Here is a 13150-nt window from a genome sequence, read left to right on the forward strand (position 1 = left end):
GGCTCTCGGCGAGAATCCCCGCCCGCCCCCCCTGTAGAGAATTCCCCATGTTCGATCCAGCCGACGAGCCGTTGTTTCGTCTCGATGTAGCGGGCCTGTCCGACTCGCTTGAAGTCCTGGCATTCACGGGTTGCGAAGCCATCAGCGAGCCTTTTGCGTTTGAGATCGACTTGCTGGTCGATGATCCGCATCTGGACCTTGCCGGGCTGATGTATCGTTCGGCGCGCCTGTGTTTCGGGCCTTGCGGCAATGGTGTTCACGGGCAGTTGCACAGTCTTGTCCAGCATGAACAGGGGCGCGACGCCCGGTTGTGCCGGGCGCGGCTGGGGCCTCGGTTGAGTTGTCTGGGCCTGCGCTACAGCCAGCGCATTTTCAGCGACCGCTCCGTGCCGCAGATTCTGGATCAGGTGCTCAGGGAGCACGGTATCAGTGGCACCCGGCGCCGATTTGACCTGCAAGGCGCGTATCCGCCCCGGACGTTCTGCACCCAGTACGGCGAGTCGGATCTGCAACTGGTACAGCGGTTGTGCGGGCAGGCACGCATTCACTATCACTTCGAACATGGGAACCGTGGACATTGCCTGGTGTTCGGGGACGATCCCGCCAGGCTGCCACACGCCGCGAACCTGCGATTCGATTGCGGGGATGGGGAACCGTCGCCAACAGTGCGCCGCTGGCAACTGAGCGAGCATGCCGGCCTGTACGCAGAAGGCTCGCGGCGGACACGTACGGCGCGGGGGCATTCCGATTCGCCAACCCTGCGCAGTGGTCACTGGTTGACGATTACCGGCCAGCCCCTTGCAGAAGCCAATGGGCACTGGCTGGTGAGCCGAATCGAGCATCGAGCCGATCAGTTGCTCGAACCGCCTTACAGCAACCGGATTTTTGCCGCTGACCGGTTGCCGGTGTTCCGGTCACCCATTGAACACCTGGGGGCGCGCATGCGCAGCCCGCAACGTGCCTGGGTGGTATCGGTCGAGGAGGCGCAACCGGATGCGGTGCGGCCGGTGGCCGTTCAGTTCGACTGGCTCTATCAGGGGGAAGGGGCCCGCCCCAGCCACTGCTGGCTGCCGCTGGCTCCGGCGTTGGCCGATACGCCGATGACATCATTGCAGGACGGAGCAGAGGTGGTGGTGAGCTTTCTGGAAGGCAACCCTGAACAGCCGGTGATCAGCGGTGTCTTGCAGATCCCGGCACTCACCAAAGCCATCGAGGATGACGCATCGCCGCCACTGCCCGAGCGTCTGGCGAGCGCGGGCCTGCCTCAATGGCTGAAAGCGGCCGAGCCGTTATTGTTGTTGTGCCTGATACCGGGTGGCGGCAGTTATCGCCATTGCGCGGCGTCATTGTGCAGCTGTCGATTGGTCGGCGGGCTCAAGACGAGCGACGCAAGATGAGTGTTTCGACCCCCGGACAGCGTGCGCAGTGGTTGTTGCTGGACATCGCACAGGCGCCGCAGGCAGTGCAGACGCTGCGCCAGGGTTTCGCCGGTGTGCACAGCCTGAAGCTGTTCGACGGGACGGAGTTTCAACCGGTCAGTGACCAGGGCCCGTGGCTGATCGACCTGCGTGACAGCCCGGCGCTGTCGGCGCTCTGCCACGCCGATCCGCTGACCTGGCAAGGGCTGCTGTTTGGCAGCGAGGCCTCGGCGCCGTTGTTGCGCGAACACTTGCAGCGGATGCTGACCGTGTCCGTCGGTCTGAATCACCGGGCACTGCTCAATTTCTACAATCGCCAGACCGCCAGCTACTTTTTCGATGCCTGCAATGCCCGGCAATTGAGCTGCTGGCTTGGGCCGATCGCATGGCTGCGCTGGTTCGGCGGGACCTGGGCCGATCTGGCCGGCGGCAGTCAGGGCTGGCAGCAACTGCGCAATCCGGGGCTGGCCGTGGAGCCGCTGCGGATCGAGCAAAGCCTGACCCGCCAGCAGCGTGAACGCCTGCACCGTTGCCTGCTGGATCAGCATGTCTGGCGCTGGAGTCAGGCGACAGGGAACGACTATCGGCTGATGTCTTCCTTTCAGGAGCAAGGCCTGGAACTGGGGTTCAGCGAGCAGGCGTTGCTGGACGACTGGTTATGGCTGCGTTTGCAGCATCCACGTGCCGAACTGACGCCGCTGCCGCAAGGATTGCCCCCACGGGAACGGCTCGAACTGTTGCGTCGGCGTTGGCTCAACGACCCGTCGTGAAGCGCCGCTTCAGTGAGCGGCCCCGTTGAACCAGCCATCGGTGCGCCGCAGCCACCACGCCAGCCCTCCGAGCGTCAGGCTGCGCAGCACCATGAACAACAGGAATGAAATCCACAGGCCGTGATTGCCCAGACCTTGCAGCGCCCAGGCGACCGGCAGCAGCAGGATCACGGTCGCCAGCATGCCGTTGCGCATTTCCCGGGCGCGGGTGGCACCGATGAACAGGCCGTCGAGCAAGTAGCTCCAGACCGCGATCAACGGCAGGACGGCCAGGTAGGGCAGGTAAATGAACGCGGTCTCGCGCACGCTCTGGATGTCGGTCTGCATTTCGATGAATAAGTGGCCGGCCAACAGAAACAGTGCTGCAAAGCCCAGGCTGGCCAGCAACGACCAGCCACCGGCAACCACCAGCGACCGGCGCAGGGCCAGACGATCACGGGCGCCGATGGCGTGGCCGCACAGGGCTTCGACGGCGTGGGCCAGACCGTCCAGTGCGTGGGCGGTCAGCAGCAGGCCGTTGAGCAGCAGCGCGTTGGCCGCGACCGTGGCATCGCCGAGTCGCGCGCCCTGCACGGTGATCAGGAAAAACACCGATTGCAGGGCCAGGCTGCGAATGAAAATGTCGCGGTTGACCGCCAGCAGCGGACGCCAGCTCTGCCAGACTTTCAGTGCGGCCCAGGCGATGTGCCCGGGATAGGCGCGCAGTGCCTTGCGGGTCATCCACAGGCCGAGCAGGGCGCCGCTCCATTCGGCGATCACCGAGGCCCGGGCCGAACCGACCACGCCCCAGTCCAGGCCAATCACGAACCATAGGTTGAGCATGATGTTGATCAGGTTGGTGCTCAGCAGAATCGCCAGCGGCGCCCGGGCGTTCTGGGTGCCGAGGAACCAGCCGACCAGCGCATAACTGGCCAGCGCCGCCGGCAGCCCGAACAGCCGGGTGTGGAAGAAGTCGCGGGTCAGTTGATCCAGCTCCGCCGACGGTTGCATGAAGTGCAGCGCGACCCCGCTCAACGGTACGCCCAGGGTGCCGAGCAGCAGCGCCAGCCCCATCGCCAGCAGCAGGCCCTGAAGCAGAATCTGCCGCAAGGCCGCACCGTCGCTGCGCCCGGCGGCCTGGGCGGCGAAGCCGGTGGTGCCCATGCGCAGAAAACCCATGGCCCAGGCCAGAAAGGTGTACAGGCTGGCACCTACCGCCACCGCGCCCAGTTGATGGGCGTGGGGCAGATGCCCGATGACGGTGCTGTCGACCAACGCCACCAGCGGCACGGAAATGTTGGAGAGGATCATGGGGGCGGCGAGGGCCCAGACCCGGCGATGGGTCGGGCGGTCGCGCCAGTCGGCGATCAGGTTGGACATGCGGGCTCCTTGGGGAGCGGCATTGTAGCGGGAGGTGTCAGTGAATGATCCAGCTCAGCAGCCACAATCCCAGCAGCAACCAGATAATCCCGGCAATGATTGAGGCATTCATGAACGCGCGGATCGCCGACCACAGCAGCATCAGGCCGACGATCAGCGCGATGATGCTGATGATCGACGTGTCCATGCCCAGCGCCTTCGACAGCCCGTCGACAAAGTTGCCGCCGGCGTTGCCCAGCAGATTGAACAGGCCGCTGAGGCCATCGACGATGAAGCGGATGATCGAGCCGAGCGCCTGGCCCAGCCATTCGAAAAAGCTTTCTACCTGCATGTCTGTTTCCTGATGAAAGAGCTGAGCCTTGGGCCGCAGCGGGTGCGGTCGAGTTCCCTGCAAGCATAGAGGGTTTTAACGGGCGACTGGCGCTTGCCTTCGCGCAGCTTCCCCCCGAAGCTATACGCCTTCAGGAGAGCCCGATGAACCTTGTTGAACTGACCGAACGCCTGCACGCCATTCGCGACCGCAATGACTGGCGGCAATTTCACAGCCCGAAAAACCTGGCCATGGCCGCCAGCGTGGAAATGTCCGAACTGGTGGAAATCTTCCAGTGGCTGACCGAAGACCAGTCCCGCGAACTGCCGGCGGACAAACTCGCCCACGCCGGGCAGGAAGTCGGCGACATCGTTCTCTATCTGTTGCTGCTGTGCAGCGAACTGGGGCTGGACATGAATGAAGTGGTGCGCAGCAAACTCGCCGACAGCGAACGGCGGTTCAGCTGATGAGCGACCGTCATTTCGATCAGTTGGCGACCCGTTTCGCCGAAAAAATCTACGGCGGTGCCAAAGGCGCGATCCGCCTGGCGGTGCTGCAAGCCGACCTCGCCGAAACCCTGCCGGATCGTCCGTTGCGGGTGCTGGACATCGGTGGCGGCCTGGGCCACATGTCGCTGTGGCTGGCCGAGCGCGGGCACGAGGTGACCTTCACCGAGCCGGCCGAGCCGATGCTTGAAGGCGCACGCCAGCGCTTTGCCGACGCCGGGCAAACCGCGACGTTCATTCAGGCGCCCTGGCAGGAACTGCTCGGCCAGCTCACCGAGCCTTACGATCTGGTGCTATGCCATGCGGTGCTGGAATGGCTGGCCGAACCGCACGCGATCCTGCCGGTGCTGCATCAGTTGACCAAGCCCGGCGGCTGGTTGTCGCTGGCGTTCTACAACCGCGATGCGCTGATTTACCGGAACCTGCTCAAAGGCCATTTCAAGAAAATGCGCAAGAACGACATGGCCGGCGAAAAGCAGAGCCTGACCCCGCAGCAGCCGCTCGATCCTCGGGAACTGGCGACGCAACTCGCCGGGTTATGGCAGGTCGAAACCCAGAGCGGGGTGCGGGTTTTCCACGATTACATGCCGGTGGAATTCCAGGCCCGCGCCGAATTGATTGATTTGCTCGAGATGGAACTCGCCCACCGTCGTCACCCAAGCTTCGCCGGGCTTGGGCGCTACTTGCACTGGATCTGCCGGCCGATCTGATCGGAGCGAGATATGAAAGGTCATTCAGGGTTACTGCTGATCTGTCTGGGGTTGGCCGCCTGCCAGGGCAGCAACCCTTACGTGGCGCAGTCGCGGCCGTTGCCGCCGGCGCCACCACAAGCGGCAACCACCTTCGACCGCAGCGCTTATCCCGCGCCCCCTCGTGATTACGGGCGCTATCGCAGCTGGGCGTGGCTCAACGGTCAGCTGCCGCCGGGCACAGCCTGGGCGGACTCGGCGCAAGTGGCCGAGGCCGTCAGCAGTGCGCTGGATCAGCGCGGTCTGCGCCCGTTGCATGACAATCGCCCGGCCGACCTGCTGGTCAGTGCCAACCTGAGCCTGGAAACCCGCCTGCGTCAGGTGCAGGACGATTACGGTTACTACGGCGGCGGATACGGTGGTTATGACCGTTACGGCCGCGGTTACGGGATGTACAACACGGTGCCGATCGTTCGTACCTATCAGGAACAGGTCGTGGTGGTGCGGGTCGATCTGTTCGACGCCGGCAGTGGTCAGCCGGTCTGGAGCGCCAGCGCCGAAACCGGCACTCAAGGCAAGCAAAGTGATCGCACCGACGCGATTCGCGAGGCTGTCGAAAAGGCCATGTCGGCGTATCCTCCCAGTTAGCTTCCTGCAATTGAGAAGCTCCCTCAGGTTCATGTCTTCCACCGGAGAAAAACCATGTTCCGCCGTCTCGCTTTACTGGCCGTGGCCGCACTGCTCAGTGCCTGCGCCGCCAACCAGGTCAATCATGACTTCGACGCCAGCCGCGACTTTGCCGCGTACCGCAGCTGGAGCTGGAAAGCCCCCGCCCTGCAATACCGCCCAGACGATCCACGGATCAAGAGCGACCTGACTGAACAACGCATTCGGCAAGCCGTCGCCGATCAACTGGATCAGCGTGGTCTGCGCCCGGCCGCCTCGGGCGCCCGAGGCGATCTGTTTGTGCAGACTTACCTGATCGTCGAGGACCGGCAGCAACAGGTGACCACCAACTACGGCGGCGGTTGGGGTGGCCCGTGGAACGGTTATTGGGGCGCACCGATGTACAACGAAACCCGCAACATCACCTATAAGGTGGCGACCATCCAGGTCGATCTGCTCGACGGCAAGGACGGCAAACTGGTGTGGCGCGGCAGCGACGAGCAAATGCTCAGCCGCACGCCGAACCCGGCGGATCGCAGCAATGCCATCCGCGAGACGGTGGCGCGGATCCTGTCGAATTACCCTCCGCGCTGAGCCTGCGCAAACAAAACGGGAGTCCATGGCTCCCGTTTTTTATGGGCGGGTGAAACTGGCGCGTTGCCAGCAGTGTCGGTGCAGCGCGTCTACACTCAAATCCACCAATGGAGGTTGCGCCCGGCAGTGCGCCGGCAAAGGAGTGCGCCATGTCGCGTCATCCGCAATGCGGCGGGCCAGCCCGGCAGCGGGGGGCGATCGGCCTGATGGCGGCCGCCACCCTCAGCCTGGCGCTGGTGTTGATGCTGCTGGTGGTGGATACCGGCCGTCTGTATATGGAACAACGCAAACTGCAGCGCCTGGTGGACACCGCCGCCCTGGAAGCCGTCAGCCGTGGCGGCAATTGCCTGCCAGGCCTCACCGCTGCCAGTTACGCGGGGCAAAGCGCGACGCGCAACGGGTTTGTCGCCGATGCCACCAACGTCCTTGTGATCGATTGCGGAAAGTTGGCGACAGCCGCTACCGGCCTGCGCACATTTACGGTGGACGCGACACAATCGGAGGCGGTCAAGGTTGCGGCCAACCGTACCGTCACCACCAGTTTTGCCGGCGGCGTGCAGGCGTTGTTCAGTGGCACACCGGTCAGTCTCAACACCGTGCTTTATGCTTCGGCGGTGGCGGCAAAACCCAAGCCGACCGTCGCTCAGTTGAACATCCGCAGTAACCTGGCCAGCATCAACACCGCGCAATCGAACATCCTCAACCCGCTGTTTTCCGGGCTGCTTGGCGGTAACGTCAACCTGACGGCCGTGGGGTGGAATGGCTTGCTCAACACCGATATCAACCTGCTCAGTTATCTGAACCAACTGGCGATCAACCTCAACGTCGCCGCCGGCAATTACACCCAGTTGCTCAATACCCAGGCCACAGTGACCCAACTGATCCAGGCCGCGATTACGGCTGTGCAGCTCAATGGCGCCACCGCTGAAGTGATTACTGCGCTGGGCCAACTGCAAGTGGCGGCGATCAATGCCGCGCCGGTAAAACTCGGTGACATCCTGCAATTGCAGACCGGCACCACGGCCGCCGGGCTGGATGCCAATCTGCAGTTGCTGCAACTGGTTCAGGGTGTGATTCAACTGGCCAACAGCAAAAGTGCGGTGGCCGCGACCCTGCCGATCAACGTGCTGGGGCTGGCGAATGTCACAGTGCGGGTCAAGGTCATCGAGCCGCCACAGTTTTCCGCGATCGGAGATCCGGCGCTGGCCAAGGCCAACCCCACCGGGCCGAACCGGATTTATGTGCGCACCGCGCAGATTCGCACGCTGCTTTCGGTAAATCTGCCGGTACTGTCCGGGGTAACCGGGTTGGCCAATGCGGTACTCGGACTGGTTGGCACGCTGACACCGACGCTCAATGCGCTGTTGAGCCTCAATCTGGTCGCTACACTGAATTCGGTCGGCTGCCTGCTCGGCGCCGGTTGTGAACAACTGGACCCGAAGCTGCTGCCCTCGCCGCAGATCGACATCAGCCTGGATGCCGGTGGTGCCGTCAGTTATGTCACCGATTACAGTTGCCCGACTGACAACACCGGCACCAAAAGCCTGACGGCCCGCACCATCACCTCGGTTGCCGATCTCAAGCTGGGCAAGATCGATCCGACCAACGCCTTTTCATCTGCCGCCCAACCCACCGTCACACCGTTGCCGCTGGTGGATCTGGGCACGGTGACCTGCCACAAGATTCTGGGGATCGGCAGCTGTGACCCGAGCACTCACGTGCCATACGGCGCCGGCGGCATCGCGATCATGGTCAACACCAGCGTGGCGCAGAACACCCAGAACCTGGTGTTTTCCAGCACCACACCATTCGCCACACCGCCCAACCTGAAACTGCCGCCGAGCGTGATTGCCGCCGCGCCCTCAAGCAACATCGTCAACAGCCTGGCAAGCTCCCTCGCCGGGATCAATCTGATCGTCTACAAACCCCAGGGCAGCAACCCGCTGGGGGCGATTGTCACAGGCGTCGCCAGCCTGATCAGCGATGTTACGACGATCCTGCAACCGGTGATCACCGACCTGGTGAGTCCGTTGCTGGATCCGTTGCTGAACAATTTGCTCAAGGGGCTGGGGATCAATCTGATGGATGTCGACGTCGGCGCCAACATGACCTGCGGCCAGACCGGCAAGGCCTATCTGGTGATCTAGTCGTCGGGGGCGATCGGCAGTTCGATGCAGAACCGTGCACCGTCCGCCGAGTTGCGCACGCTCAAGTGACCGCCCATGTTCTCGATGATCCCGTAACTCACCGACAACCCCAGGCCAGTGCCGACGCCTATCGGTTTGGTGGTGAAGAACGGTTCGAAAATCCGCTCCAGCAGACGCGGGTCGATACCGCCGCCGTTGTCCTCGACCCAGAGTCGCACCTTCTGCTCGTCGCGCTCGGCGTAGATCGCAATCCACGGCTTGAACGTTGGGTCGCACTCGCGTTTGCCCAGCAGCGCATCCCGGGCGTTGACCATCAGGTTGATCAACACCTGTTCAAGCTGATCGACGTACCCGCGTACCTGAACCTCGAACGCGGTTTCATTGATGCGCAAATCCACGCCTTTGCCGCGCATGCCTTCGGCCAGCAGTGACAACGTGCCTTCGATGGCGCTGGCCGGGTTGAACAACTGCTGCTCGATCTCGGAACGACGACCGAACACCCGCATGTGGTCCACCACTTTGGCGGCGCGCTGCACCTGGGCGTCGATGCGATTGAGTTTGTCGGTCAGGTAATCGATCTGCACATCGCCGTTGCTCAGGCGCTTCTGCACGTTGACGATGGCCATGCGCATGACGTTCAGCGGCTGATTGATTTCGTGGGCCAGACCGGTGGCCATTTCGCCAAGGGTGGCCATTTTTGCGCTTTGCGTGAGTTGCTGCTGGGAGCGGCGCACTTCGGTGTTGTCGCGGCCAACGGCTTGCACTTCGATCAGTTTGCCGTGCTCATCGAACACGCCGCGATCCGACCACACCCACCACGCATGTTCGCGCCCCGGCAATTGCAGATTGATTTCGGCGGTGCTGACGGGAGATTGCGGAGTCAACTGCGCCAGGCGCTCAACGAAGGCCGCGCGCTGAACGTCGGACATCCAGCTGCCCAGATCGACCCCGGCCAGGGCCTCGGGGGCGCATTCCAGATAGGTCGCCAGCGGCCGGTTGCCGAACGTCAGGATCAGGTCCGGACGATAGCGGCAGATCATCGCCGGCGAGTCCTCGACCAGAATCCGGTAGCGTTCCTCACTCTGTCTGACTTGCTCGGCAGCCAGCGTCGCTTCGGTAACGTCCAGCCACAGACCGACGGCCTCCACCGGCAGACCGAGGTCATTGCGCAGCAGCCGGGCTTCGTCGAGCAGCCAGTGATAGTCGCCTCGACTGTCACGCATGCGATAGCGGGCGCGCACCGAGCCTTCGCGCAGCAGTTGCCGGGTGCGTTCGAAATACAGGGTTCGATCATCCGGGTGAATCCGCTCTGCCAGTGCACTGGCGTCACAGTCCTCCAGGCTCCAGCCCAGCAGCGGTTGCAGGCTGGCGCTGAAAAACGCCGGCAGCAAGGCGCCTTCGACGTAGTGCTGGACGTAAATCACCGCCGGCGAACTGGCGATCAGGTTGTCCAGCCGCGCATGGGCGGCGGCGGCCAGTTGCTGCTGGTTCTTGATGTCGCTGATGTCGAGCATGAAACCCACCAGACGCCGATGCTCGCCGGTGCCGGTGACTTGCCCCTGAAGACGATACCACGCCGGTGTCTGGCTCGCGTCGCGAGCATGCAGGCGCACGCACAGGTCGAGGATTTCCCCGTGCATTTGCAATGCTTGCAGGCGGCTGCGGACCTCTTCGCGATCGGCGGGATGGATCAGTGTCAGCCAGGTGTCGAGCGTCAGCGTCGAGCTGTCCTGTTGCAGAGTGGCGGCCAGCGTCGGGGCCAGTTGAATCTGCTCGCTCGTGCTGATTTCCCACCATCCGGTGCCGAGCAGCGACTGCAATGACTCCAGCCGTTCCAGCTGCAGTTGATGCTGTTGTTCGCGCAAGCGACCGAGCAGGGGGCCGGCCAGTGCGCCCGCCAGCATCAGCCAGTCGCGGTCGGTCAGGTACGGCGCGGTCTTGTCCACCGCGTAAAAACCGCAGAGCAGCCACGCCATCACGCCTCGATCATCGCTGTAAGGTACGGCGAAGCCTTCGGCATTGCCGAACAGGCCCTGGACCCGCGAGTGTTCGTACTGGCCGTAATGTTCACCCAGGCGTTGCGGGCCGGTGCCATTGAGGCTGTCGAGCGGCGTGCCCAGACGCTGGCCGTCATGCCACAGCGCCGGGGCGTCATGGGCGTGGAATTGCTGATGGATCTGCCAGCCCTGTTCCTGTTCATCGAGCAGGGCAAGTGCCAGGCACGGGATCTGCCAGCGCTGGGCGATCACTTGCAATTGTTCGCTGACGAGCATCGGCAATCGTCCCAGGCTGCAGCTTCGCAACTGCTTGCTGATCTGCTCGGCGATCATGTGGCACGCCTCGCGCTGATGCGCTTGCTGGCGTTCGGACAACAGGTCGGCGATGTCGATCAGTTGCAGCAGCCAGCCATTGCCCAGCGGCTGAACCCAGCCGCGCAGTTGCAAGGTCTGCTCGCCGAGGCCGGGGAAGTCCAGATCCAGCAGGTGGCCTTGCCAGTCCTGCGGCCGACCCTCGATGGCCAGCGTGCTGTGCGCCAGCAGGTAGTCGCGCAACGGCAACGGTTTGTCACGGGGCGTCTGTTGCGTCAGCAGCAGGCGTAACGGGCCAGCCATTTGCAATACGCCGCCTTCGCTGTCGAGGTGGATGTGCAGGCCCGTCAGCGGGGTGCCGAGTGCGTCTGGCAAATCGCTGGCGACCATGCCCCGCTTGAGCAGGCGGCCGAGCAGGTTGTCACCCGGGGTCAAAATTTCAGGCTCGAAATGGCGGTCAGGTTGGTGGGCAGGCTGGGGACCGCGCCGATGCCCGGCAACACCAGAAACGGAATGACCTGATTGAGTTTGCTCACCGGGTAATTGACGCTGACGGTGAGCGTGCCCGCCGTCGAGTCATAGACCGTTGACGTATCAGTGCCGACCACCACATTCAGAGAAGGCAGCGTTGACGACAATTGTTGGCTCAGCGCGGCATTGGCGGTGCTGACCACCACGGTTGAATAGTTGGGAATTGTCGGGTCAACCGCCACGGCGCGGCGTATGGCTTCGGCTGTGGCCTGGTTGAACGTCTGCATCAGCACGAACGGCAGGGCATAGCTGACCAGACCGTAAAACACCGCGAAAAAGATCACGAACACCAGGGCGAACTCGATCGCCACCGCACCTTTTTGCGCCTTCCGAGAGCCGGTTTTCATCCGTGCGTCTACCCTGACAGTCACTGCGTAGTATCAGCATAGAATCATTCAGCAAAAACGGACGGTTTTTACCGCATGCAGAGCCTTGTCCTTCTGATCTGGTTGACGGCTTGCGCGGCCCAGGACGCCCGGCAACGAAGGATTGCCAACGTCCTGACGCTGGGTGTCGGGACCCTTGCGCTGGTCTATCTGCTGTCTTTCGGTACCACCTGGATGGGCGCCGAAGCCGGGCAGGGAGGCTGGGCCTGTGTCGTGGCCCTGGCATTCACGTTGCCCGGGTATTTTCTGGGCCGAATGGGCGCCGGTGATGTGAAACTAATGACAGCTCTTGGTCTTGCGACGGACGGCGTCTCGCTGCTCGGGATTTTTATCGGTGCGGGTGCGGCGAGCCTGATCTGGATTCTGCTTGCGCCAAGAGTCTGGCTGCATATGAGTCAAGGGCTTAGGCATCAACTTCGATGTATGGCGCCATCCATGTCAAAAAAGCTGCCATTTGCGCCGTTCGTGCTGATCGGATTTGTGCTTGCACTACCTTGGATCCATTAGTCGCCAAGCGCCACTAGTCTTATGTACATAGTCGGAAAGTGGGTCTACCTTCAAAGTAACGAGTTATACAGCCAGTGGCTGACAGTACAGGAATGGTCAGCTTTGGCCCGGGCATGGAGCAGCACGTGAACAAGCTTACATCTGCGGTAAAAGTCATCGTTGTCGATGATCAGCCTCTGATCGTCGAAGAACTCTGTGAATTTCTCGAGAGCAGCGGCTACCGTTGTGTTCCGTGCGAGTCCAGCAAGGAGGCGATCGAGCGTTTTACGGCTGACACCGCGATCGGACTGGTGCTGTGTGATCTGCACATGCCGGACATGGATGGCATTCAACTGGTGCAGGAACTGCAACGGCTGGCCGGCAAACACCGGGCGTTCGAAGCCATCATGCTCACCGGTCGGGCGGACAAGCAGGACGTGATCAAGGCCCTGCGCGCCGGGATTGCCGACTATTACCAGAAACCGGTCAATCTGGATGAACTGCTCGAAGGCCTGCAACGCCAGGAAGCGGTGTTGCAGGAACGGCAGAAAACCCTGCAACTTGGCCATCTGAATCAAAAGCTTCAGGACCTGTCGTCGTCCATCGATGATCTCTATCAGGATCTGGACAAGGTGCGTCGCGGCCCGGCTCCCGTCAGTGAGGAAGCCACCCGTGGGGCCGGTGAACTGGAGATTCCCGAGATCTTCAATCAGCTGTCGCCACGGCAACTGGACGTGGCGCGCCTGGTGGGCAAGGGGCAAACCAATTATCAGATTGCCTGTGAGCTGGGCATTACCGAAAACACTGTGAAGCTCTACGTTTCGCAAGTGTTGCGTCTGACTCACATGCACAACCGCACGCAACTGGCGTTGGCCTTGTCGCCGAGTGCGGCGGCTCTGCGGCAGCGAGTTACGGCGCACTGATTGATGTCCCCGGCGGCCCTTGGGTCGACCGGGACAGTCGCCAAGGCGTCTTCCTC

General features: G+C 62.7%; 13 protein-coding genes. 9 read left to right on the forward strand and 4 right to left on the reverse strand.

Going from position 1 to position 13150, the window contains the following annotated elements; genetic code table 11:
* Positions 1-47 precede the first annotated feature (47 nt).
* Positions 48-1397 carry a type VI secretion system Vgr family protein gene (locus tag EIY71_RS24785; protein ID WP_134023480.1) on the forward strand — a complete coding sequence of 450 codons (1350 nt, stop codon included), beginning with the start codon at positions 48-50 and terminating at the stop codon, positions 1395-1397.
* Complete coding sequence (locus EIY71_RS24790) at positions 1394-2188, forward strand: DUF4123 domain-containing protein (RefSeq protein ID WP_134023482.1); 795 nt, start codon at positions 1394-1396, stop codon at positions 2186-2188. The genes EIY71_RS24785 and EIY71_RS24790 overlap by 4 nt, the downstream gene beginning before the upstream one ends.
* 9 nt (positions 2189-2197) lie before the next feature.
* Here EIY71_RS24790 and EIY71_RS24795 read toward each other — a convergent pair whose 3' ends face one another.
* Positions 2198-3547 carry an MATE family efflux transporter gene (locus EIY71_RS24795; protein ID WP_134023484.1) on the reverse strand — a complete coding sequence of 450 codons (1350 nt, stop codon included), beginning with the start codon at positions 3545-3547 and terminating at the stop codon, positions 2198-2200.
* Positions 3548-3584: 37 nt separating this feature from the next.
* Positions 3585-3878 carry a hypothetical protein gene (locus EIY71_RS24800; RefSeq protein WP_007951010.1) on the reverse strand — a complete coding sequence of 98 codons (294 nt, stop codon included), beginning with the start codon at positions 3876-3878 and terminating at the stop codon, positions 3585-3587.
* 143 nt (positions 3879-4021) lie between these two features.
* Between EIY71_RS24800 and EIY71_RS24805 the strand changes: the two genes are divergently transcribed.
* The 5 genes from EIY71_RS24805 (at position 4022) to EIY71_RS24825 (ending at position 8459) form a co-directional block, all read left to right on the forward strand.
* On the forward strand, positions 4022-4324 hold the full coding sequence (locus EIY71_RS24805) for a MazG-like family protein (RefSeq protein ID WP_011332275.1): 303 nt from the start codon (positions 4022-4024) through the stop codon (positions 4322-4324).
* The gene (locus tag EIY71_RS24810) at positions 4324-5073 is read left to right on the forward strand and encodes a methyltransferase (protein ID WP_134023486.1); all 750 of its coding nucleotides are present in this window, start codon (positions 4324-4326) and stop codon (positions 5071-5073) included. Before EIY71_RS24805 ends, EIY71_RS24810 begins: the two co-directional genes overlap by 1 nt.
* Before the next feature lie 12 nt (positions 5074-5085).
* Positions 5086-5700 (forward strand): DUF4136 domain-containing protein, encoded by a 615-nt coding sequence (locus EIY71_RS24815; protein ID WP_085748621.1) that lies wholly within the window; start codon positions 5086-5088, stop codon positions 5698-5700.
* Positions 5701-5754: 54 nt separating this feature from the next.
* Complete coding sequence (locus tag EIY71_RS24820; RefSeq protein ID WP_134023488.1) at positions 5755-6312, forward strand: DUF4136 domain-containing protein; 558 nt, start codon at positions 5755-5757, stop codon at positions 6310-6312.
* A 149-nt stretch (positions 6313-6461) separates the two neighbouring features.
* On the forward strand, positions 6462-8459 hold the full coding sequence (locus EIY71_RS24825; RefSeq protein ID WP_134023490.1) for a pilus assembly protein TadG-related protein: 1998 nt from the start codon (positions 6462-6464) through the stop codon (positions 8457-8459).
* Here the strand turns inward: EIY71_RS24825 and EIY71_RS24830 are convergent.
* Complete coding sequence (locus EIY71_RS24830) at positions 8456-11203, reverse strand: ATP-binding protein (protein WP_134023492.1); 2748 nt, start codon at positions 11201-11203, stop codon at positions 8456-8458. The two genes, EIY71_RS24825 and EIY71_RS24830, sit on opposite strands and share 4 nt — an antisense overlap.
* On the reverse strand, positions 11200-11646 hold the full coding sequence (locus EIY71_RS24835; protein WP_129973603.1) for a TadE/TadG family type IV pilus assembly protein: 447 nt from the start codon (positions 11644-11646) through the stop codon (positions 11200-11202). The genes EIY71_RS24830 and EIY71_RS24835 overlap by 4 nt, the downstream gene beginning before the upstream one ends.
* Positions 11647-11721: 75 nt before the next feature.
* Here EIY71_RS24835 and EIY71_RS24840 point away from each other — a divergent pair, with 75 nt between their 5' ends.
* Positions 11722-12192, forward strand: a complete 471-nt coding sequence (locus EIY71_RS24840) for a prepilin peptidase (RefSeq protein ID WP_085748617.1) — start codon at positions 11722-11724, stop codon at positions 12190-12192.
* A 125-nt stretch (positions 12193-12317) separates the two neighbouring features.
* Complete coding sequence (locus EIY71_RS24845) at positions 12318-13094, forward strand: response regulator transcription factor (RefSeq protein WP_134023494.1); 777 nt, start codon at positions 12318-12320, stop codon at positions 13092-13094.
* The last annotated feature ends 56 nt before the right edge of the window (positions 13095-13150 follow it).

The organism is Pseudomonas sp. CH235 (assembly GCF_004368175.1).
GTDB classification, from domain to species: Bacteria; Pseudomonadota; Gammaproteobacteria; order Pseudomonadales; family Pseudomonadaceae; genus Aquipseudomonas; species Aquipseudomonas paraglycinae.

Excerpts from the sequence above, each read along its gene's own strand:
- EIY71_RS24785 (WP_134023480.1), top strand. The coding sequence starts at position 48 with ATGTTCGATCCAGCCGACGAGCCGTTGTTTCGTCTCGATGTAGCGGGC.
- EIY71_RS24790 (WP_134023482.1), top strand. The coding sequence starts at position 1,394 with ATGAGTGTTTCGACCCCCGGACAGCGTGCGCAGTGGTTGTTGCTGGAC.
- EIY71_RS24795 (WP_134023484.1), bottom strand. The coding sequence starts at position 3,547 with ATGTCCAACCTGATCGCCGACTGGCGCGACCGCCCGACCCATCGCCGG.
- EIY71_RS24800 (WP_007951010.1), bottom strand. The coding sequence starts at position 3,878 with ATGCAGGTAGAAAGCTTTTTCGAATGGCTGGGCCAGGCGCTCGGCTCG.
- EIY71_RS24805 (WP_011332275.1), top strand. The coding sequence starts at position 4,022 with ATGAACCTTGTTGAACTGACCGAACGCCTGCACGCCATTCGCGACCGC.
- EIY71_RS24810 (WP_134023486.1), top strand. The coding sequence starts at position 4,324 with ATGAGCGACCGTCATTTCGATCAGTTGGCGACCCGTTTCGCCGAAAAA.
- EIY71_RS24815 (WP_085748621.1), top strand. The coding sequence starts at position 5,086 with ATGAAAGGTCATTCAGGGTTACTGCTGATCTGTCTGGGGTTGGCCGCC.
- EIY71_RS24820 (WP_134023488.1), top strand. The coding sequence starts at position 5,755 with ATGTTCCGCCGTCTCGCTTTACTGGCCGTGGCCGCACTGCTCAGTGCC.
- EIY71_RS24825 (WP_134023490.1), top strand. The coding sequence starts at position 6,462 with ATGTCGCGTCATCCGCAATGCGGCGGGCCAGCCCGGCAGCGGGGGGCG.
- EIY71_RS24835 (WP_129973603.1), bottom strand. The coding sequence starts at position 11,646 with ATGAAAACCGGCTCTCGGAAGGCGCAAAAAGGTGCGGTGGCGATCGAG.
- EIY71_RS24840 (WP_085748617.1), top strand. The coding sequence starts at position 11,722 with ATGCAGAGCCTTGTCCTTCTGATCTGGTTGACGGCTTGCGCGGCCCAG.